The organism is Flavobacterium sp. FPG59, from assembly GCF_002150205.1.
In the GTDB taxonomy this organism is placed as follows: domain Bacteria; phylum Bacteroidota; class Bacteroidia; order Flavobacteriales; family Flavobacteriaceae; genus Flavobacterium.
Genome location: NZ_MTCA01000043.1, coordinates 1 through 21,266, shown reverse-complemented (window position 1 = coordinate 21,266; position 21,266 = coordinate 1). Strand labels below are relative to the sequence as shown.

Sequence of the window (21,266 nt, the reverse complement as noted above, 5' to 3'; positions counted from 1 at the left end):
TATAACTCATATCTTGATATTTTTTAATGTAAATATAATAAAATAAAAATAGTATGCATGCATAATAAAAAGAAATACTTTGAAATAATTAAACTGTACACAATCGTAATGCTGCTTCTTTGAGAGTGTAATCGTCCTTAGCAAAACAAAAACGAATGAGTTTTAAATCTCTACCATCAGCATAAAAGGTCGAAATAGGAATTGCAGCAACGCCATAATCGGTAATTAAACGTTTGCAAAAATCCACGTCATTTTCCTGAGATATATTGGCATAAGAAGCTACCTGAAAGTATGTTCCTTCGCATGGCAGCAGTTCAAATCTACTAGAAACAAGCAGTTCTTTAAAATAATCTCGCTTTACTTGGTATTGTTTTTTAATTTCAGAAAGATCAACAATATCAATGTATTCGCTAATGGCCACTTGGCTTATGCTATTCACGCTAAAAACAAGGAACTGATGTACTTTTTTAATTTCATTCATCACTATTTCGGGAGCCACAACATATCCTATTTTCCAGCCTGTGATGTGAAAGGATTTACCAAAGGAGGAGATCATGACACAGCGATCCCGAATTTTTTTTCTAGTGTGCGCTGATATATGTTTGTTTTCAAATGTGATGTATTCATACACTTCATCTGAAAGCAATATAATGTTAGGATGTTTTTCCAGAATAGTTTCTAGACTTTCAATGTCCTCATTGCTTAATATTTTTCCAGTAGGATTGTGCGGATTTGTGATAATAATCATTCTGGTTTTTGAGGTACAAGCACTCGCAATTCGCTCCCAGTTAGGGGAATAATCATCATGAAGCGGAATCCTAACTGGAGTAGCTTGACTAAGTAAAACCGGAGCCTCATAACAATCATAACTGGGATCTAGAATAATCACTTCGTCACCACTATTCACCAGAGCCATTATAGTAGTAAAAATCCCTTGAGTAGCGCCCGCTGTCACTAGAATTTCAGTTTCAGGATTCAAAATTCTATCGTAAGAACGCTCTACCAACTTAGAAATTTGATGCAGTAACGGAGGATATCCCGCCATGGGTGCATATTGATGCACATTTTCTTGGGACAAACGCGCCACAATAGCAGTCAACTTTGCATCAACAGGAAAGTTAGGAAAACCTTGCGAAAGATTGATGGCTCCGTGTTCTGAGGCCATTTTAGACATTATTGTAAAAATACTCGTTTTTACATCCGGAAGTTTACTCATGAAATAGTCAATTAAAACACGTTAAAAATAAGGATTTAATACATAACATCAGTGCTATCAAACAAAAAAGAGATTTCTTTAATAGGCAGAGTTGTTTTCCTTTGGGCGTGACCCTACAAAAAAAGGGGCTTGATCACCGTAACAGTGACAAAGCCCCTTTTTTTGTAGCGTCGGGCTATACGCAGTACTTCGGTACTTGCTGCTATCCCTCACGCAACCCAACTTACATTTTATGAATGATAAAAATAGTAGGTCGTTTATGTAAATCAACAGTCTCTTTTTTCCAAGCTACTATTTTTTTGGTCTTAATATATTCTGTAGGTAACGTAATATCAGTTGCTATACACAAGTGTGTCTCTGGATGCAATATTTGAATTAAGTCTTCCAGTAATTTATTATTTCTATATGGAGTTTCAATAAAAATCTGAGACTGATTTTTTTCAAATGAGATTCTTTCTAAGGTTTTTAAGCTGGATTTTTTTTCGTCTTTCTCTATAGGTAAATAACCATGAAAAGTAAAACTTTGTCCATTCATTCCAGATGCCATCATTGCTAGTAATATTGAGGATGGTCCCACTAATGGAACTACTTGAATGCCTTTTTCATGTGCTAGTTTTACAATCACGGCACCAGGATCAGCTACTCCAGGACAGCCGGCTTCGCTCATAAGCCCCATGCTATGGCCTTCAAGCAAAGGTTTTATAAACTCAAGATGTTCTTTCGTTTCGGTATGTTTGTTTAAAACATAAAGGGTAAGATCAGCTTGCTTTTTTTCGGGACATACTAATTTGATTGATTTTCTGGCTGTTTTGTCATTTTCAACAATATAATAGTCTAGTAATTCTATGCTTCTTTTTATAGTTTGCGGAAAAACATCCATAGGATCACAATCACCCATTGTTGTAGGGATTAAATAAAGTTTGCCTAGAGAAGTTTTACTGTTCATATACTGTAATTTTAAGTCTTGAATGATTACTTTTTAGAAAACTAAATTGCATCAATATAATTAGGGGTGTTGTTTTTTTAGTTTGTCTGCAATGATATCGCAAACTTCGTTTAGCATGTTGAAAACCATTTCAAATCCATTTGATAATCCATAATAAGGATCAGGAACATCAACATTTTCACCTGGAAATAATTCATTCAAGATCATTTTAACTTTTGCTTGATGCTCAGGAGTTCGTGCAAGTTGCATAACGTCATCATAATTTGAACTGTCCATCACGTAAATGTAGTCATAGGTTTCAAAGTCCTTTTTATTGAAATGTTTCCCTTTTTGATGAGAAATAAGGATGTTGTTTTTTTTAGCAACTGCAATAGAACGTTCATCAGGTGATTTACCCACGTGCCAAGAACCGGTACCAGCTGAGTCTACAATAAATTTTTCAGGATCAAGTTTAGATGCCAATATTCCCTCAGCCAATGGTGACCGACAGATATTACCCAAACAAACCATGAGAATTTTAGTAGGCATGAGGTATTTACAACGTTAATTTTTTATTGATATCGTCAACAAATTTTTTGAATTGTTTGTCAGTAGCAACAAGGTTATCAACTGTTTTGCAAGCATGTAAAACAGTAGCATGATCACGATCACCTATCTGTGAACCAATATTAGCTAGTGACGCTTTGGTAAACTTTTTGGCAAAAAACATAGCAAGTTGACGGGCTTGCACCACATGTCTCTTTCTAGTTTTTGATTGTAAAGTCTCTAAATCTAATTGAAAGTAATCTGAAACTATTTTCTGGATGTAATCAATTGAAATTTCGCGTTTTACATTTTTAACGAATTTTTCAACTACACTTTTCGCTAGGTCAAGAGTTACTTCTTTTTTATTGAATGAGGATTGTGCTATCAATGAAATGATGGCACCTTCTAACTCTCTAACATTTGATTTGATATTGCGAGCTACGTACTCAATAATATCCTCAGGTATTTCAACTCCATCTCTATATAAAATATTTTTTAAGATAGAAATTCTAGTTTCATAATCGGGTTGGTGAATTTCAGCAGACAATCCCCATTTGAATCTTGAAAGCAAACGTTGTTCAATGTCTTGCATGTCAACAGGCGCTTTGTCAGATGTTAGAATTACCTGTTTTCCGTTTTGATGCAAGTAGTTGAATATGTGGAAAAACACATCCTGAGTACCTGATTTACCAGAAAGGAATTGAACATCATCAATGATTAAAACATCAATCAATTGATAAAAATGGATAAAATCGTTTCGGTTATTTTTCTTAACCGAGTCAATATATTGCTGCGTAAATATCTCAGCAGAAATATACAAAACAGTTTTCTCTGGATATTTATCTTTTATTTCTACACCTATTGCATGTGCAAGGTGCGTTTTACCTAGTCCTACACCTCCAAAGATTAGTAAAGGATTAAATGATGTTCCACCAGGTTTATTGGCCACAGCCATCCCTGCTGAACGAGCCAATCTGTTGGAGTCTCCTTCAAGAAAATTATCAAAACTATAATTGGCGTTAAGCTGTGATTCAATCTTAAGATTTCGAATACCCGGAATTACGAAAGGATTTTTGAGCTCTGGGTTTAAATTTTTAAATGGAGCATCAACTTCTTGAGGTTTCATGGAAACCCTGTTAGCACTTGGCAACTGTTCTGTAAACGGTTGTTTGTTGCCATAGGTGTTTTCCATTCTAATTTTATAAAGTAACTTAGCATTTTTTCCAAGTTCTTTAGTCAAGGCTACTTTTAAAAGTTTTACATAGTGTTCCTCTAACCATTCGTAGAAAAATTTACTAGGTACTTGAATATATAATGCGTTATCGGTAAGTTCAACTGACTTGATAGGTTCGAACCAAGTTTTATAGGCTTGGTCTTGAATGTTGTCTTTTATGAAAGACAAACAGTTTTCCCATACTGATTGAGCAGTTTTGTTCATATATTCTAAATAAATTGTTTTTTATTTGTAATTTTTAGATTACTAAAAAAAAGATGTTTTGTTACTTATTATTGGGGAAACAAATATGTGAACAAATTTCTGTAAAAAAAAATATATAGGGTAATAATTTTATCTAATATTGTTGTAAGGCACTATTTTTAATTAAATTTTTTAATTCATTATTAATGAAAGATCATCAAGTACAAGTTAGAGTTCGATACTCTGAAACAGACCAAATGGGAGTGGTTTATCACGGAAATTACATACCTTATTTTGAAATAGGAAGAGTGGAATGGCTTAGAAATAAAGGGGTTTCGTATAAAGTAATGGAAGAAAGCGGTATTGCACTTCCTATAGTTTCTATGAATATAAATTATAAAAAATCAGCTCGCTATGATGAACTTTTAACAGTTCATACGGTTTTTAAAAGCCAGTCGTCTGTTAAGATAGAATTTGATTGCGCTATATACAATGAACAGGAAGAGTTATTAACAACTGCCCAATTTATTTTGGTTTTTGTGTCCTTAAAAACAGGTCGTCCGGTGGCTCCTCCAGATTATATTTTAGAATTGTTAAAAGCGATGGAATAAAATAAAAAAGATGCAGTTTTTTGTGATTTTAAACACGATTAATTTTGATTTCAAAAATGGACTTAAAAATGTCGAATATCATTTCGGCATTTTTTTTTCGAGTTTTTATTTCAATAATACCTTCGGGTTGTTGTGTCAAACTATTAATTTCCATGGTTTGTGTCACGATATCTAACTTTTTTTCTTTCACCACGCGCATGATTTTATTCATGAATTGGTAATCAAACATAATTTTAAAATGAATGTCAATTGTTTTTTCGATAATCTCGCATTCTGATAAGGCCATTTGTGCTGCCGTTTTATAGGCAGATATTAATCCGCCAACACCTAATTTTACACCGCCAAAGATGCGCACGACTACAACAAGGATGTTTGTGACATCAAAAGATAGTATTTGCCCGTAAATTGGCATTCCAGCGCTGTTGCTCGGTTCTCCATCATCGTTTGCTCTATAGGTGTAAGTTGAAGTCCCCATTTGATACGCATAGCAAAAATGTCCTGCGTTTGGGTGAAGTTTGCGTAAACTTTCTAGTATGGTTTTTACATTTTCTTCACTGCTTGCGGGGAATGCATAGCCAAAAAACTTGCTGTTTTTTTCTTTGAATAGAATTTCACTAGAAGGCGTGTCAATGGTTTTATAGGTGTCTTTCACAATAAATTTAAAATCTTATGGTATTTTAGAATTTGCTAAAGCGTTACAAATTTATTTTTTCGAATAAATCAACAACGTCTTCCGTACCAACTTGTAAATTCCAAACCTGTAAGCCAGTTTTTAATGCTGCATCTGTGTTTTCTTTTTTGTCATCAACAAAAAGGGTATTGGTTGGAATTAAATCGTGAGAATCTAAAAGGTGTTTGTAAATTTCTAGATCGGGTTTGCGCATGCCTAGATCAAAGGAGAAATATACTTTTTCAAAACATTTATAAAAAGTGCTGCAAAACGCCTCGCCGCTTTGTTTTTCAAATTGCTCAATGTGAATAGCATCTGTATTAGACAATAAAAACAACCGGTATTTTTTTGACAATAAAACTAAAAAATCCAATCGATGTTGTGGAAAATCAAGCAGAATGGCATTCCAAGCTTTCAAAATATCAGTTTGGTTAGCCTGCGGAATTTGTTTTTGTAAACCATCTAAAAATTCTTGACGGGATATTTTTCCAGTTTCAAATGCCACGTTCAATGTATCAAAGGTGCTATTCCATTGTTGTAAGCCTAATTCTTTGAAGGCTTTTGGAGTGGCTTGCTTGTCTAAATTGATGAAAATATCACCAAAATCAAATATAATAGTATCAATCATGATTTTTGATCAAAATTAGTTCGTCTGTTAAAATGTGCTTTTTTTGTACTGTAGTTTTATTTATTTGTGGTGCTTTAATTCCGTTATAAAGGGGTTTGTCTCCAATGAAAACTCTTGCTTCGTCCCAGAGTTGTGCGTCTATAAAAGTTTGCAAAGTTCTTTGTCCACCTTCAATAATAACCGATTGAATGTTCATTTCATAAAGCGTTTGGACAATTTGAGGGGCAATATTTTCTTTGAAATCAATTGTTTTTTCAGCAGTGTTTTCTATATCTTTTGCAAATGGGAGACTTGTAAAAACAACTGTTTGAGCTTGATTGTCAAAAATGGCACTTTCTTTTGAGACCCTTTTGTTTTGGTCTAAGATCAGTCTAACAGGGTTTTTTCCGTACCAGTCACGTGCATTAAGTGTGGGATTGTCATCAATAACGGTTTGAGTTCCCACCAGTATAGCTTGTTCCTCGGCACGCCATTTGTGAACCAGCTGTCTAGAATAGGGATTAGTAATCCAAACGGGTTTTTGTTCAAAACGTTCTTTTGGAGCTATAAAACCATCTTGGCTTTCGGCCCATTTCAAGATGATATAAGGTCTTTTTTTTTCGTGAAAAGTAAAAAATCGTTTGTTGAGTTCCAGACAATCTTGTTCTAGTACGCCTACAGTAACGTTAATGCCAGCCTCAAGAAGTCTTTTTATACCATTTCCAGCCACTTTTATATTAGGGTCTACGGTTCCTATAACTACATTCGGTATTTGATGTTTGATGATCAAATCACAGCACGGTGGTGTTTTGCCAAAGTGGCTACAAGGTTCCAAGCTTACATAAATGGTAGCGTTTTTTAATAAAGACGTATCGCGTACAGATTGTATTGCATTGACTTCGGCATGCGGTTCTCCCGCTTTTTTATGCCAACCTTCGCCTATAATGATGTTGTTATGTACAATTACACTTCCCACAAGCGGGTTAGGATAGGTTGTACCTAGGCCGTTTTGGGCCAGTTGTATGCAACGGCTGATGTATTTTTCATGTATATTCACGGTGCAAAAGTAATACTTTTTGAGCTTTTCATTTTGTTAAAATGTTTTACGTCTTAATAGTAAAGTATTTCTATTTTTGCATTAGTAACCTGATTTTTGAAATATGGAAAATTACAGCATTAGAAAAATAAATAAAGAAGATAATGCAGCAGTGGCTCAATTGATTCGCTCTGTTTTTGACGAAATGGATATTCCAAAAGTAGGTACAGCTTACGAGGATCCATATCTAGATTTGATGTTTGAGGAGTACAGCAAGCCAAGATCTGTATATTATGTTGTAGAACACAATAGTAGGATTGTAGGCTCGGCCGGAATTGCACCACTGGCTAATGAAGCGGTTTCTATATGTGAATTACAAAAAATGTATTTTTTACCTGAGACTCGTGGAATGGGAATAGGAACTGAGATGATGGAAGTATGTTTGCAAAGTGCTCGAAATTTTGGCTACGAAAAATGCTATCTTGAAACCATGCCATTCATGCATGATGCTCAAAAATTATATAAAAAAACAGGTTTTGAAAACATTGATGGGCCTATGGGTTCTACTGGTCACAGCAGTTGTCCGGTATGGATGTTGAAGGATTTGTAAAATAAATTATGGTGGTGATTTACCCTAAAACTTTCCCTCACACATGAAAATAAAAGAATACAGAACGCAATTTATACAAGATTTAACGGCTCTTTATGGTGAAGATGAAGCCGAAAGTTTCTTTTATTTGATTTTAGAAAACCAACAGCGATTAAAAAGAATCGATTTGGCTCTACAACCGGATTTGATTCTTTCAACTGATGCACTTAAAGTTTGGGATCAATTTTTACAGCAATTAAAAAACGAAATCCCGGTGCAATATGTTTTGGGGAGTACTAGTTTTTTTGGATTGGATTTTGAGGTTAATACTAATGTTTTAATTCCAAGACCCGAGACGGAAGAATTGGTTGAATGGATTCTGAATAGTTTGCAATCTACTGTTACTAATCAAAAAGTAAAAATTATTGACATAGGAACGGGTAGTGGCTGTATTGCAATTTCTTTAGCAAAAAATATTCCGCACGCTCATGTTACGGCTCTTGACGTATCTGTTGATGCCTTGGTAACAGCCCAAAAAAATGCACAAAATAACCAAGTCACTGTTGCTTTTAAAAACCAAAACATTTTAGAAACGTATGATTTACAAGAGCAGTTTGATGTAATTGTTTCTAATCCGCCATACGTTCGCAATCTTGAAAAAGTAGAGATTAAGAAAAACGTTTTGGATTACGAGCCGCATCTGGCGCTTTTTGTAGAAAATGAAAATCCGTTGATTTTTTACAAGAAAATAGCCGAATTGGCGCAGAAAAATCTGAAACCAAATGGCTTTCTTTTTTTTGAAATCAATCAGTATTTAGGTAAGGAAACGGTGGATTTACTTGAAAACTTGAATTTTAAAAATATCGAATTAAGAAAAGATATCTACGGGAATGACAGAATGGTTGCCGCTAATTGGTAGGTTTTTATTTTGTCTTGAGGGATTTGATTGACTTTACTTTGTATTTGCAATAATTTTAACAGAATAAGAAGGCTAGTCTCTTTTTTTGATGGGGTTAAAATTAATGAACCGATCGAAGTTTTTAGGGTCATCTTCTATATTTTCAATTTCTTTCCATTTTCCATTTGCATCAATAATTTTAGCTATAATTCGTCCATCTCTTTGATCCACATTTGCAAATTCCTTCAAACTATCTTTTTTAATTTTCAAAAAACATGTTTTCTGCCCACCAGTTAAAACCAAAGCGTCTATACAATTGAGCTTTTTATTGTACATTAAATTTGGAAAATTTTCTGAGTTTTTTAACCAATTTAAAGATCTCCTCTCAGGAGAATACAGAATTAAAGTTTGAACAAGATTGCCACCTCTTGCTGACACTCCTGTTGTGAAGATGATGTCTTTGAAATGGTCATTATTAAAATCAATAATTTGAGGATTCAAATTATTGATTCTTTCAACATCTAGTATTAAGCTATCTTTTAATGACCATCTCATTTTATCTTTTTCGTAAAAATAAACTTTAGCAATTGTGTTTTCTTCGTTACCGATCTTATAAATTACTATTTTGTTTTTTTGTTTTAGCCCAAAATTTTTTGAGTCTGAAAAGTTTTCTAAGGTATCAGTAACGTCTAGTTTTTCAAACTTTTTTTCAAAACCAGATTTTAAGTCTGTTTTTTTAGAACAACTTATAATAAATAAAATAGGTATTAAAAACAATACTTTTTTCACAATAGGAACTGTATAATTCTATTCGTAACGCAATGCCTCAATAGGATCTAAAACAGCAGCTTTAATGGCTGGATATAAACCTGATGCAATGGCTACTATAAAACTGGTAATAAAAGCTGCCATTATTGCACCCCACGGAATCACAAAAGCAAAATCCATGGCAGTTGCTATACCAAAACCAATGAGGATTCCTATTACAATTCCTACTAATCCTCCCATTTGACCTATAAGAAGGGTTTCAATGAAGAATTGAATGGCTATGGTTGTTTTTTTGGCACCAAGAGCTTTTCTTACCCCAATTTCTCGAGTTCTCTCTGTTACTGATACGATCATAATGTTCATCAATGCAATAGAAGAACCTAAAACAGTAATAATTCCAATAAGCCATGAGGCTAGTCCTAGGTATTGTGTAATTCCTAGAATTCGATTAATTAAATCATCACTTCTTACAATCCCAAAATTATTATCTTTTATCGGGCTCAGTTTTCTAACCCTACGCATCACGCTCGTTGCGTTGTCGAGCGCTTGCTCTAAGACTTCTTTTTTATTAACCATAACGCTTACGGTATAATTAATGTTAGGTGCTGTAAAGAGGGAACGTGCTACTTGAATAGGAATAAGAATTCTTAAATCTTGACTGTTCCCAAAAGTAGAACCTTTTTCTTTTAGCACCCCAATAACTCTAAATTTTGCCCCACGTATAGAAAGTACCTTATCTATAGGATTGACATCTTTAAAAAGTCCTTTTTCAAAATCAGAACCTACAACGCACACATACGCATTATTGTCAATATCAAAACGAGTAAAATTCCTTCCAGAACTGGTTTCAAGACCAGAGTTTGTCATAAAGTATTCATCAACACCTACAACAGAATTTTCAGGATCGGTTTTATTAGATTCAAATTTAACCTCGGCTCTAGCGGTCGCAATAAAGGAAAGCGAGGTTTCGGTTAGTGGATAGTTGTATTTGTTTTTAAAAGCCACCGCTTCGGGATATGAAATAATAGGATTGATTATTTCACGTTCATCTCGCCCCTGTCTTCTTACGGTGTTTTCATATTGCTTTATGTTAAAGGTGTTGGCACCCATAGAAGCAAAATCAGAGGAAATAGTATTCTCCAGCGCAGATACAACCGTAAGAATACTCACTAAAGCCGTGATTCCTATGGCGATAATCATCACCGTAAGAACCGTTCGCAGCAATTGCGTTCTAATAGAACCAGACGCAATTCGAACATTTTCTTTAAATAATTTTAACATCATACCCATTTGACACGAATTTACATTTTTTGTTACAAAATTTCACAACCAAAAAAATATTTTCATAGCAATTTTCTATTTTAGGAGCTATTTCCGGCTTTTGTTGCAATACCGCACTTTAACTTCTTTGTTTTCTATCTTACTTAAAGGAGCTTCCGCTGGTCGCTTTTTAAGCAAGGAAAACATAAGGATTTAAAGTGCTATATTTTCACGACAATCCGGGCTAAGCAAGTAGTAATAAAATGTGGTTTTTTGTAAACAGAATAATTTTAAAAATAAGATATTTGCAACCAGAAAAGGATTGCCTAACAAGGCATAATTATAAGGACAGCAAAAAAAAGATTCATGGCATCAAAACCTAGCATACCAAAAGGAACACGAGATTTTTCGCCAGCAGATGTGGCCAAAAGAAATTATATCATTCAAATCATTAAAAGCAATTTCGAAAAATTTGGCTTTCAACCCATAGAAACGCCATCGTTTGAAAACTCTGAAACCTTAATGGGTAAATACGGAGAAGAAGGCGATCGTTTGATTTTTAAAATATTAAATTCTGGCGACTATCTTGCTAAAGCAAACGAAAGTCATCTGGAAAGTAAAGACAGTACCAAATTAACGTCAAGCATATCAGAGAAAGCCTTGCGTTATGATTTGACGGTACCTTTTGCACGCTACGTGGTGCAACATCAAAACGATATTGAATTTCCGTTTAAGCGTTATCAAATCCAACCCGTTTGGAGAGCTGATCGACCTCAAAAAGGACGTTTTAGAGAGTTCTATCAATGTGACGCCGATGTAGTTGGGTCAAAATCTTTGTGGCAAGAAGTAGAATTGGTTCAATTGTATGACACCGTTTTTACAGCATTAGGTTTACATGGCGTTACCATCAAAATCAATAATAGAAAAATTTTATCTGGAATTGCAGCTGTAATAGGAGCCTCTGACAAGCTTATAGATTTCACAGTAGCTCTTGATAAATTAGACAAAATAGGCGAGGACGGAGTTAAGAAAGAAATGATAGAAAAAGGAATTCCAGAGGAAGCCCTGTCAAAAGTTCAGCCTCTATTTAATTTCACGGGTGCTATCACTGAGAAAATCGAGAAACTTTCGGTTTTATTACAAGACTCAGAAGAGGGTATGAAAGGTGTGGAAGAATTGCGTTTTATTTGTGAAACGGTTTCACAACTAGGGCTGTCAACAGCTGTTTTAGATCTAGATGTTACATTAGCAAGAGGTTTAAATTATTACACTGGAGCTATTTTTGAAGTGGCACCACCAAAAACTGTTTCCATGGGATCCATCGGTGGCGGAGGACGTTATGATGATTTAACGGGTATTTTTGGTTTAAAAAACATGAGTGGTGTGGGAATATCTTTTGGTCTTGATCGCATTTATTTGGTGGTAGAAGAGCTAAAGTTGTTTCCAGAAACAGTGGCAGCAACATCTAAAGCTTTATTTATCAATTACGGAAATGACGAGGCATTTTATGCCATGCAAGCCATAAAGGAGCTTAGAGAAGCGGGTATAAAAGTAGAGTTGTATCCGGATCATGTAAAAGTGGCAAAACAGTTTCAGCATGCTGACAAGCGCGGAATACCATTTGCAATTATTGCAGGAGAACAAGAATTAGAATCTAAAACATTTGCTCTTAAAAATTTACTTTCAGGAGAACAACAGGTTCTCGATTTAGAAGGATTAAAAAACCATTTGTTACTAAACTAAAAAAAAGCTTCGTTGAAAAACGAAGCTTTTTTTATATAACGTAAATGTGAATTAATAATTTGTCATTCTATTTCATTTGAAATGAATAAAACCATTTACAAATATAGTGTAAAAATTGTGTGACACTCTTAAAAAAAACCTAAATTTTTTTTAAATAGTAATTAAGATTAGGGTTTTAAATAGCAATTGTTCATTTCTCATAAAATGATTATAGTGTTTTAAGAAGCCACTTTGTTCTTTTGGCAAGACAATTTAGATGCTTACAACACTTTTTTAACGGTTTACAGAATATAAGTGTGACAATTTGACATTTTAAGAGAATTGGCAGTACTTTTGCAATTCAAAAAAAGATTAAAATGAAGTTTAAGAATATTTTTAAAAATAAGAGCACTATGACCACTGAAAATACAGAAATCGATCAAGAATTACAGGACGCAACATTAGAAAATAATGCAAATGAAGAGCAGGTTATTGTTGAGGAATTAAGTGTCGAGGAACAATTAACACAAGATTTAGCAAAAGAAAAAGATAAATACCTAAGGTTGTTTGCAGAGTTTGAAAATTACAAAAGAAGAACAACTAAGGAACGTATTGAGCTGTTTAAAACAGCAAATCAAGAAGTGTTACTTGCTATGTTACCTGTTTTAGATGATTTTGATAGAGCGATTATTGAAATTAATAAATCAGAGGATGAATTGCTTACTAAAGGTGTTGAACTTATTCATGAAAAACTAAAAAATACACTTGTAGGTAAAGGATTAGAGCAAGTTGAGGTTAAAGCTGGTGATGCATTTGATGCTGATTTTGCCGAAGCTATTACGCAAATTCCTGCTCCATCAGACAGTATGAAAGGTAAAATTGTAGATGTACTTGAAAAAGGATACAAACTTGGAGATAAGATTATCCGTTTTCCAAAAGTGGTAATCGGTCAATAATACAACTGCGATGCTGGTTGAAAGTGTCATTTTAAGTATAAATGTGGAGTAGTAGCTTTTTTTAGATACTACTAAAAACATTCGCACTAAATAAAAAATACAAATGAAAAAAGATTTTTACGAAATATTAGGCATTACTAAAAGTGCAACTGCTGCAGAAATAAAAAAAGCATACAGAAAAAGTGCCTTGCAACATCACCCGGATAAAAATCCAGGAGATAAAGCAGCCGAAGAGAAATTTAAGTTAGCGGCAGAAGCTTATGAAGTATTGAGTGATCCACAAAAAAAGGCAAAATACGATCAGTACGGTCATCAAGCATTTGATGGTTCAGGCGGTTTTGGCGGAGGTGGTCATGGCGGCATGAACATGGATGATATTTTCAGTCAGTTTGGAGATATTTTTGGAGGTGGTTTTGGTGGTTTTGGTGGCGGCGGTGGCGGCGGAGTTCGTCGTGCTAAAGGAAGCAACCTGCGCATAAAAGTGAAACTTACTCTTGAAGAAATTGCAAACGGTGTTGAAAAGAAAGTTAAAGTAAAAAGAAAAGTTCAAGCCCCAGGAGTTTCCTATAAAACGTGCTCTACTTGTAATGGTCAAGGTCAGGTCATGAGAGTTACCAATACTATTTTGGGTAGAATGCAATCTGCTACAACGTGTTCTTCATGTAATGGTTCTGGTCAAATATTAGATAAAAAACCATCTGAAGCAGATTCACAAGGGATGATCCTTGAAGACGAAACCGTTTCTATAAAAATACCAGCCGGTGTAGTGGATGGCATGCAATTAAAAGTTTCAAATAAAGGAAACGATGCGCCAGGAAACAGTATTCCAGGTGACTTGATTGTTGCTATTGAGGAATTAGAGCATGATTTCTTGAAACGTGAAGGTGAAAACTTGCACTATGATTTATACATCAGTTTTGCTGAGGCTGTTCTTGGGATTTCAAAAGATATTGAAGCCGTAAACGGAAAAGTTAGAATCAAATTAGAAGAAGGAATTCAATCTGGTAAAATTTTAAGGTTAAAAGGTAAAGGGATACCAAGTATCAATGGTTACGGGAATGGTGATTTATTGGTTCATGTGAACGTATGGACTCCAAAAACATTGAACAAAGAACAAAAACAGTTTTTTGAAAAAAATCTAACCGACGATAATTTTATTCCAAATCCTGAGAAATCAGATAAGTCATTTTTTGAAAAAGTAAAAGACATGTTCTCTTAATTCAAAAATGTAAATTTTGAATTTAGACTTTCATACAAAACCCATCCTTATGCACAAGGATGGGTTTTTTGTGAAATACAATTTGTTATTTTGGTGTCAGCAAAAAGCATTTTACGCAAGGCTAAAAAATTAAGTTTTAACCAAAATAAAATACTACTTATATCAAACTATTATAAGTATTTCGATACTAATTATTTACTTTTACACCATTAAAATATAAGTATGAGTACTATTCTTGAAATCAATCAAGTTGTAAAACAATACGGCGATTATAAGGCACTTAATGCAGTATCGCTTAATATACCTAAAGGCAGTATTTACGGACTCTTGGGACCAAATGGAGCTGGTAAAACTTCATTAATTCGAATTATCAATCAAATTACAATGCCTGATAGTGGCACTGTAATTTTTGATGGGGAAAAATTACAACCCAAGCATGTACAACACATAGGATATTTACCAGAGGAAAGAGGCTTGTACAACACTATGAAAGTAGGAGAGCAATGCCTTTATCTAGCGCAAATGAAAGGTCTTTCAAAGGCTGAGGCCAAAATACAATTGGAATATTGGTTTGATAGACTAGGTATTCAAGGCTGGTGGAACAAAAAGATTCAAGAACTTTCTAAAGGGATGGCTCAAAAAATTCAATTTGTTGTTTGTGTGTTGCATAAACCCAAATTACTCATTTTTGACGAACCTTTTTCAGGTTTTGACCCTGTGAATGCCATCATTATCAAAGACGAAATTCTAGCTCTGAGAGATCAGGGTGCCACAATAATTTTCTCTACCCATCGTATGGAAAGTGTGGAGGAAATGTGTGATCATATTGCATTGATTCACAAATCAAATAAATTAATTGAAGGGAAGCTAAATGATGTCAAGAGGCAATTTAAAACCAATACTTTTGAAGTAGGCATACTTTCGGATAAGCCCGAAGCTTTAATGCAAGCGCTATCTCAAAACTTTAGTACAAATCCTGCCCAATTTAAATCGTTAAATAATGAGTTTAAATTAAACATTCAATTAGGGAATGCATCACCAAATGAGTTGCTCAACAGCTTAACCCCTTTTGGTCAAATCACACATTTTGTAGAAAAAATCCCGAGTGTGAATGATATTTTCATTCAAACCGTTAGCGGTTCTTAGCAAGACATGAGCATAAAAAAATAAACTAAATAACCATTTTTTGATTCCTCTTTTTTGGGAATTTTGGACAAATCAAAACTAAAAAATGTCAATAATTACATTAATCATCAAGCGAGAGTTCATTACTAAGGTACGTAACAAGTCCTTTATAGTAATGACCTTTTTAAGTCCGTTGCTATTTGTAGCCATTGCAGTTTTTGTAGCGTACTTAAGCAGTATGAAACCAGATACAAAGCGCATTGCCATACATGATAAATCGGGATTGTTTGTACAAGAATTTTTAAATAAAAACAGTAAAAAAGCCACGTATGACTATCAAGATTTAACAGCTCTTGATTTAAATTTTTTAAAAGATAGTATTAGTGCTGAGACTTACGAAGGAATAATTTATATTCCAAAAGTACAGGATACAAAACTGTTAGAAAATAAAATTCAATACATATCAAATGATAGTCCAGGCATTGCATTTATTGAAAACATGCAAGATATAGTGGCTAATAAGTTGACAAAGGCAAATTTAGAACAAGCTAAACTGGATACACTTGCCATCAAAAAAGCACAGGCGAAAGTTGTTATTAACATTGCAAAAGCATCTGGAGAAGAGAGTCTTAAAGGCTTAAACGAAATTAAAATTGGAATAGGAGGAGCATTTGGTTACCTTATCATGATGTTTATTATCATTTATGGCAACATGGTCATGCGTAGCGTAATAGAGGAAAAAACAAGCCGAATTGTAGAAATTATTATCTCCTCTGTCAAACCATTTCAATTAATGATGGGGAAAATTATAGGGACAGCTCTGGCAGGATTGCTACAATTTTTTATTTGGGCGTGTTTAGGGTTTTTATTGCTTTTCTCTGTGTCACTATTTTTTGGAGTTAATATAGGACCTGTTTCTGGTGCTCAAGATGTACTTTCGGCACAGCCAGAAATGAGCAGTTCAGCCGCACTTTATATCAAGGAATTATGGAATTTGCCTATTGCAGGTATACTAGCGGGTTTTGTAGTTTATTTTATAGGAGGCTATTTGTTATACAGTTCTTTCTATGCCGCAATAGGAGCTGCAGTAGACAATCAAACCGATTCGCAACAGTTTTTAATGCCCATAATCATGCCGCTTATACTTAGCGTATATGTTGGTTTCTTTACCGTTATCAATGATCCACACGGTACAGTGGCAGTAGTTTTTTCAATGATTCCGCTTACTTCGCCCATAGTTATGCTCATGAGAATTCCCTTTGGCGTACCTTTGTGGCAAATAGCCATATCAGTAACGTTACTTTTTGCTTCTTTTTTATCCGTAGTTTGGTTTGCTGGTAAAATTTACCGAATCGGGATTTTAATGTATGGTAAAAAACCAACATGGAAAGAGTTGTATCGATGGTTGAAATAGTAAAATAACTTATAAAATGCTGTTCAAGAGTATTTTTTAGGAGCTGTTTCCCGCTTTTCATTTCAATCTTTCCTGCTCTGCTATCGCGCCGCAGTAAAGGATTTCCATTGCAAACGAAGTTCACTGAACTCCTATTGAAATAGATGCTATGTGAAGTAATCGGGGCTAGAGAATCCCGTAAGAAAGTTGAATTTTGCAATAAAAATAATTTGGTTTTCATAAGCCAATCAAAAATAGAAATATGTCAAAAATACTTATCATTGAGGATGAGGCAGCCATTAGAAGAGTGCTCTCAAAAATCCTATCAGAAGAAAATGATAGCTACCAAGTAGAGGAGGCAGAGGATGGTGCAGTGGGTTTGGAAAAAATTAAAACCACTGATTATGACCTGGTTCTATGCGATATAAAAATGCCAAAAATGGATGGTGTTGAAGTGTTAGAAGCAGTCAAAAAAATCAAACCAGAAATTCCAATGGTTATGATATCCGGACATGGTGACATGGAAACGGCTATAAATACCATGCGTTTAGGAGCTTTTGATTACATTTCTAAACCACCTGATTTAAACCGATTATTGAATACGGTTCGAAATGCTTTGGACAAAAAACAACTCGTAGTTGAGAATAAAATCCTAAAGAAAAAAGTTAGCAAGAATTATGAAATGATTGGTGAGAGCGAGCCCATTAATCATATTAAAATCATGATTGATAAAGTAGCTCAAACCGAGGCACGAGTATTGATTACAGGACCTAACGGAACCGGAAAAGAATTAGTCGCGCATCAGTTGCATGAAAAAAGCGAACGTGCAAACTTTCCTTTAATCGAAGTAAATTGTGCTGCAATCCCATCTGAATTGATTGAAAGCGAATTATTTGGTCATGTAAAAGGAGCTTTTACATCAGCAGTAAAAGACCGTGCAGGAAAATTTGAAGCGGCAGATAAAGGAACTATTTTCTTAGATGAAATTGGTGATATGAGCCTTTCGGCGCAAGCCAAAGTTTTAAGAGCGCTACAAGAAAGTATGATTACTCGTGTGGGAGCAGATAAAGATATAAAAGTTGATGTAAGAGTTGTTGCTGCTACTAATAAGGATTTAAAAGTTGAAATTGCCGAAGGACGTTTTAGAGAGGATTTATACCACAGACTGGCTGTAATCCTTATAAAAGTACCAGCTCTTAATGACAGACGTGATGATATTCCATTGTTGATCAAGCATTTTGCTGATAAAATAGCTTCTGAGCAAGGAAATACGGTAAAGAAATTTTCAGCAGCAGCAATCAAATTACTGCAAGAATATGATTGGACGGGGAATATAAGGGAATTACGCAATGTTGTGGAACGCTTGATTATCCTTGGCGGAAGCGAGATTTCGGAGAATGATGTGAAGTTATTCGCATCAAAATAATTAAATAATTTAGAGGTTGAATCATTTAAAAATTAGTGAGCTAATCATTTAATTTTTAAATTTTTGAATCTTTCAATCTAAAAAGAATGAAATTAAAAAAATTAAACGAGACGCTGCAGCAAAACTTAATAGACAATGGGTTCTTGGAGGCGAATGATATTCAGAAAGAGACCTTTGGTACTTTAAAAAGTGGTGCCGATGCTATTATTGTTGCACCTGCTGGCAGCGGAAAATCGACTACAATTGTGATCAATGTGATTCAACGCTTGGTTGGCTCTGTCGAAGAGTCGCCACGTGCTTTAATCATCGTATCGGATAAAGAAAAAGTGGTCGAGATGGTAGCGCAATTTGAAAAATTGGCAAAATACACAGACTTAGAAATATATGGTGTGCATGACAAAGGCGATATGGATTATGACAAAAATTACATTTCAACCGGTATTGATGTCTTGATTGGTACGCCAAATAAATTGAGTGAAATGTTTTCATCGGCGGGCTACAACGTGAACCGATTGAAAATGTTTATTCTAGACGATGCTGATCCTATTTTGAAATTGCGTCACGAAACCAAAATCATGCGCATTTCCAACAGTATTGACAAAACGCAACGCATTATTTTCACCGAGCAGTTCACAGAACGAATTGAAATCATGACCGAGAGAATGTTAATTGAACCTTTCGAGTTTGATTTTTATGAAGACGAAGATGAGGATGAAGAGGACGAAGATGAAGAAAACGAGGAAGAAAATAATGATGTTAATTAATAAATAGGAATACAATGGGATTAATGAAAGTGTTTTCAGGAAGTGAAATTTTGGCGCAAGCCTTACAAGAAAGATTAGAAACAGCGGGTGTTGAAACCTTAAAAAAGGACAACATTCAATCTTCACGTTTGGGAGGTTTTGGCGGAAGTGATTTAGCAGTAGAACTTTTTATTCAAGAAACTGATTTTGCAAAAGCCAATCCAGTTATTGAAGATTTTAGAATGAATATCTAAGCTAGTCTGTGACTGATTTTTTAGCTGTAAAATAAAAATTATGAAATACAAAATGCTTGTCCTAGACATGGACGATACCTTGTTGACAGATGATCATACCATTTCTATAGAGAATAGAATTATGATTGCTAGGGCGCAAGATTTAGGCGTTGAGGTAGTTTTAGCATCAGGTAGACCTACACCTGCCATGACGCAATTTGCTTATGAGCTGAAAAATAATTTCATGATTTCTTTTAATGGAGCAGTAGTCTCTGATTTGAATACTAGTGAAATTCTTTTTGAAAAATCTTTGACCAAAGAGCAAATTCATATACTCCATGAATACAGTTTAAAAAGTAATACCCACATCATTACCTATATTAATGATGTCATTATTAGCGAGACTCACTCAGAGTTTATTGAGGTAGAACGAAGTATTACAGGGCTTGAACATCATTTAGTACCTGATTTTAAAGCTGCTGTTACTACTAATGCAGTAAAATGTATTTTGCTGGAAGAACCTTCTTACTTAAAAGAAGTGGAAAAAGATCTAAAAAACGCTATGCCAGATTTAAGTGTTTCCATGTCTAAACCATTTTTTCTAGAAGTAGCACCAAACGGAATTGATAAAGCAGCAAGTATCGCTTTTTTGGCTAAAAAATTAGCAATTGATCAAAGCGAAATCATTGCAGTAGGGAATGCAGGAAATGATTTATCAATGATTCAATATGCCGGACTTGGCGTGTGGGTAGATAATGTTACACCAGAGTTACGCATGTACGGCGATGAAATTGTGGCATCAAATAACAATCATGGTGTTGCCGAAGTTATTGAACGTTTTATTTTGAACGGAAACTAATAAAAAAGCGATACACTTTTTTTAAATGTATCGCTGAATATAGTTTTATCGCTTTGTAGTTCTCTACAGTTTAGCTACTGATATAAAGTATTTATTGCCGTCTCCCATAGTTAATTTCACGCGCTCGTCACAAATATCAATAGCATGAGTTTTACTTACATAACAATTGCATGAAGTATTCTTGTCTTTTGACATAGGGGTATCACACTTGACATTTTTGAAGGTAGCGAGTTGTGGGTTGTATAATGAAACTAGATCTGTAGATGCTGTTACCAGTGAAATAATGCTGGCGCTGTTATCATTTGCAATACGATACACAATTCTATCCGTGTAATTCACGCCATCAATAACAACTTTGCGAATGTAGGTGTACGCAATAGAGCTAGTTTCGGCTTCTTTTATTTCGAATTTAAAACCTAATGTTCTAATTTCTAAATCAAATTTTTGTTGAGAGTTGTAATTTGCCCAAGTACTCAATGTAGTCACTGATGGGAATGTGTTGGTTTTTGGAGCAGGATTTTGACCATAACAGCCTAGAGCTGCTAAAAGAATGAAGTAGATTGTGGGGAAAAATGTTTTCATTGTAGTTATAAAATGTTGCCTACTCTAGTTGGTTTTCGGCTTACCCAGTTGTTAATTATTTGTTTTTGAGTAGTTTAAAATAAATTAAATTACAATGGAAAGATAGTGTATAAAATATCAATCTCAAAGTGTCATTTGATTATTGTACTATTTTATAACATTTCTTAATTACACTATTACTATAACGGATTTTAGGATCTTTTTAGTATTTCTTTTTTAGAAAGCATTGCTTTTTATTTTAGGTTCAAATTTAGAGCCATTTTAATTGCGAATGCACTTCTTTCAAAATCATAACAGTCAACTACTAATTGGAGCGTTTGGATTACTAAATCTTAATTATTGTTTACAAGTTGTTTTTATTTTTAAAAAATTTTGCACGCTTTTTTTGTTTTTTTCGAAGTAGGAGGAAGTACATTTTGGCGCAAGCTAGTACACCATTTTTTAAACCATTAAGAAATTAAGGGG

At 34.3% G+C, this 21,266-nt stretch carries 22 protein-coding genes; 12 read left to right on the top strand and 10 right to left on the bottom strand.

Annotated elements, in window-relative coordinates; translation table 11 throughout:
• Window positions 1-88: 88 nt before the first annotated feature.
• From FPG59_RS06365 to dnaA, 4 genes are all read right to left on the bottom strand, one after another.
• Complete coding sequence (locus FPG59_RS06365; RefSeq protein WP_086453787.1) at window positions 89-1,216, bottom strand: methionine aminotransferase; 1,128 nt, start codon at window positions 1,214-1,216, stop codon at window positions 89-91.
• Between the two features lie 223 nt (window positions 1,217-1,439).
• Entirely contained in the window at window positions 1,440-2,162 is a 723-nt protein-coding gene (locus tag FPG59_RS06360; protein WP_086453786.1) for an SAM-dependent methyltransferase, read from the bottom strand.
• Between the two features lie 60 nt (window positions 2,163-2,222).
• On the bottom strand, window positions 2,223-2,690 hold the full coding sequence (locus tag FPG59_RS06355) for a low molecular weight protein-tyrosine-phosphatase (protein ID WP_086453785.1): 468 nt from the start codon (window positions 2,688-2,690) through the stop codon (window positions 2,223-2,225).
• A 7-nt stretch (window positions 2,691-2,697) separates the two neighbouring features.
• On the bottom strand, window positions 2,698-4,125 hold the full coding sequence (gene dnaA / locus FPG59_RS06350) for a chromosomal replication initiator protein DnaA (RefSeq protein ID WP_086453784.1): 1,428 nt from the start codon (window positions 4,123-4,125) through the stop codon (window positions 2,698-2,700).
• A gap of 185 nt (window positions 4,126-4,310) precedes the next feature.
• On the opposite strand from dnaA, the gene FPG59_RS06345 reads away from it, so the two are divergent.
• Window positions 4,311-4,715 (top strand): thioesterase family protein, encoded by a 405-nt coding sequence (locus FPG59_RS06345; RefSeq protein ID WP_086453783.1) that lies wholly within the window; start codon window positions 4,311-4,313, stop codon window positions 4,713-4,715.
• 28 nt (window positions 4,716-4,743) lie between these two features.
• Here FPG59_RS06345 and FPG59_RS06340 read toward each other — a convergent pair whose 3' ends face one another.
• From FPG59_RS06340 to ribD, 3 genes are read right to left on the bottom strand one after another with little or no spacing between them, the layout of a single operon-like run.
• The gene (locus tag FPG59_RS06340; protein WP_086453782.1) at window positions 4,744-5,370 is read right to left on the bottom strand and encodes a YigZ family protein; all 627 of its coding nucleotides are present in this window, start codon (window positions 5,368-5,370) and stop codon (window positions 4,744-4,746) included.
• 40 nt (window positions 5,371-5,410) lie between these two features.
• The gene (locus FPG59_RS06335) at window positions 5,411-6,013 is read right to left on the bottom strand and encodes an HAD family phosphatase (RefSeq protein ID WP_086453781.1); all 603 of its coding nucleotides are present in this window, start codon (window positions 6,011-6,013) and stop codon (window positions 5,411-5,413) included.
• Window positions 6,006-7,049 carry a bifunctional diaminohydroxyphosphoribosylaminopyrimidine deaminase/5-amino-6-(5-phosphoribosylamino)uracil reductase RibD gene (gene ribD / locus FPG59_RS06330; protein WP_086453780.1) on the bottom strand — a complete coding sequence of 348 codons (1,044 nt, stop codon included), beginning with the start codon at window positions 7,047-7,049 and terminating at the stop codon, window positions 6,006-6,008. The genes FPG59_RS06335 and ribD overlap by 8 nt, the downstream gene beginning before the upstream one ends.
• A 103-nt stretch (window positions 7,050-7,152) precedes the next feature.
• Here ribD and FPG59_RS06325 point away from each other — a divergent pair, with 103 nt between their 5' ends.
• Together FPG59_RS06325 and prmC are read left to right on the top strand one after the other, a co-directional pair.
• Window positions 7,153-7,638, top strand: coding sequence for a GNAT family N-acetyltransferase (locus tag FPG59_RS06325; protein ID WP_086453779.1), 486 nt, complete (start codon window positions 7,153-7,155; stop codon window positions 7,636-7,638).
• Window positions 7,639-7,681: 43 nt separating this feature from the next.
• The gene (gene prmC, locus FPG59_RS06320) at window positions 7,682-8,536 is read left to right on the top strand and encodes a peptide chain release factor N(5)-glutamine methyltransferase (protein ID WP_086453778.1); all 855 of its coding nucleotides are present in this window, start codon (window positions 7,682-7,684) and stop codon (window positions 8,534-8,536) included.
• Window positions 8,537-8,608: 72 nt separating this feature from the next.
• Here the strand turns inward: prmC and FPG59_RS06315 are convergent, their stop codons facing one another.
• Window positions 8,609-9,304: a hypothetical protein gene (locus FPG59_RS06315; RefSeq protein ID WP_086453777.1), complete on the bottom strand. Its 696-nt coding sequence runs from the start codon at window positions 9,302-9,304 to the stop codon at window positions 8,609-8,611.
• An 18-nt stretch (window positions 9,305-9,322) separates the two neighbouring features.
• Window positions 9,323-10,567, bottom strand: coding sequence for an ABC transporter permease (locus FPG59_RS06310; RefSeq protein WP_176330700.1), 1,245 nt, complete (start codon window positions 10,565-10,567; stop codon window positions 9,323-9,325).
• A gap of 342 nt (window positions 10,568-10,909) precedes the next feature.
• On the opposite strand from FPG59_RS06310, the gene hisS reads away from it, so the two are divergent.
• From hisS to FPG59_RS06265, 9 genes are all read left to right on the top strand, one after another.
• Window positions 10,910-12,286, top strand: coding sequence for a histidine--tRNA ligase (hisS, locus tag FPG59_RS06305; protein ID WP_086453776.1), 1,377 nt, complete (start codon window positions 10,910-10,912; stop codon window positions 12,284-12,286).
• A 356-nt stretch (window positions 12,287-12,642) separates the two neighbouring features.
• Window positions 12,643-13,221: a nucleotide exchange factor GrpE gene (locus FPG59_RS06300; protein WP_086453775.1), complete on the top strand. Its 579-nt coding sequence runs from the start codon at window positions 12,643-12,645 to the stop codon at window positions 13,219-13,221.
• Between the two features lie 103 nt (window positions 13,222-13,324).
• Window positions 13,325-14,440, top strand: coding sequence for a molecular chaperone DnaJ (dnaJ, locus tag FPG59_RS06295; RefSeq protein ID WP_086453774.1), 1,116 nt, complete (start codon window positions 13,325-13,327; stop codon window positions 14,438-14,440).
• A 222-nt stretch (window positions 14,441-14,662) separates the two neighbouring features.
• A complete protein-coding gene (locus tag FPG59_RS06290) occupies window positions 14,663-15,586 on the top strand; it encodes an ABC transporter ATP-binding protein (protein ID WP_086453773.1) in 924 nt (307 codons plus the stop codon).
• Window positions 15,587-15,671: 85 nt separating this feature from the next.
• Window positions 15,672-16,979, top strand: coding sequence for an ABC transporter permease (locus FPG59_RS06285; protein WP_086453772.1), 1,308 nt, complete (start codon window positions 15,672-15,674; stop codon window positions 16,977-16,979).
• A 241-nt stretch (window positions 16,980-17,220) separates the two neighbouring features.
• Window positions 17,221-18,384, top strand: a complete 1,164-nt coding sequence (locus FPG59_RS06280) for a sigma-54 dependent transcriptional regulator (RefSeq protein ID WP_086453771.1) — start codon at window positions 17,221-17,223, stop codon at window positions 18,382-18,384.
• 86 nt (window positions 18,385-18,470) lie between these two features.
• Window positions 18,471-19,148, top strand: a complete 678-nt coding sequence (locus tag FPG59_RS06275) for a DEAD/DEAH box helicase (protein ID WP_086453770.1) — start codon at window positions 18,471-18,473, stop codon at window positions 19,146-19,148.
• Between the two features lie 14 nt (window positions 19,149-19,162).
• Complete coding sequence (locus FPG59_RS06270) at window positions 19,163-19,381, top strand: DUF2007 domain-containing protein (RefSeq protein WP_086453769.1); 219 nt, start codon at window positions 19,163-19,165, stop codon at window positions 19,379-19,381.
• 40 nt (window positions 19,382-19,421) lie between these two features.
• Entirely contained in the window at window positions 19,422-20,219 is a 798-nt protein-coding gene (locus FPG59_RS06265) for a Cof-type HAD-IIB family hydrolase (RefSeq protein WP_086453768.1), read from the top strand.
• Window positions 20,220-20,282: 63 nt separating this feature from the next.
• Here the strand turns inward: FPG59_RS06265 and FPG59_RS06260 are convergent, their stop codons facing one another.
• The gene (locus tag FPG59_RS06260; RefSeq protein ID WP_254906657.1) at window positions 20,283-20,801 is read right to left on the bottom strand and encodes a hypothetical protein; all 519 of its coding nucleotides are present in this window, start codon (window positions 20,799-20,801) and stop codon (window positions 20,283-20,285) included.
• Window positions 20,802-21,266: the final 465 nt, after the last annotated feature.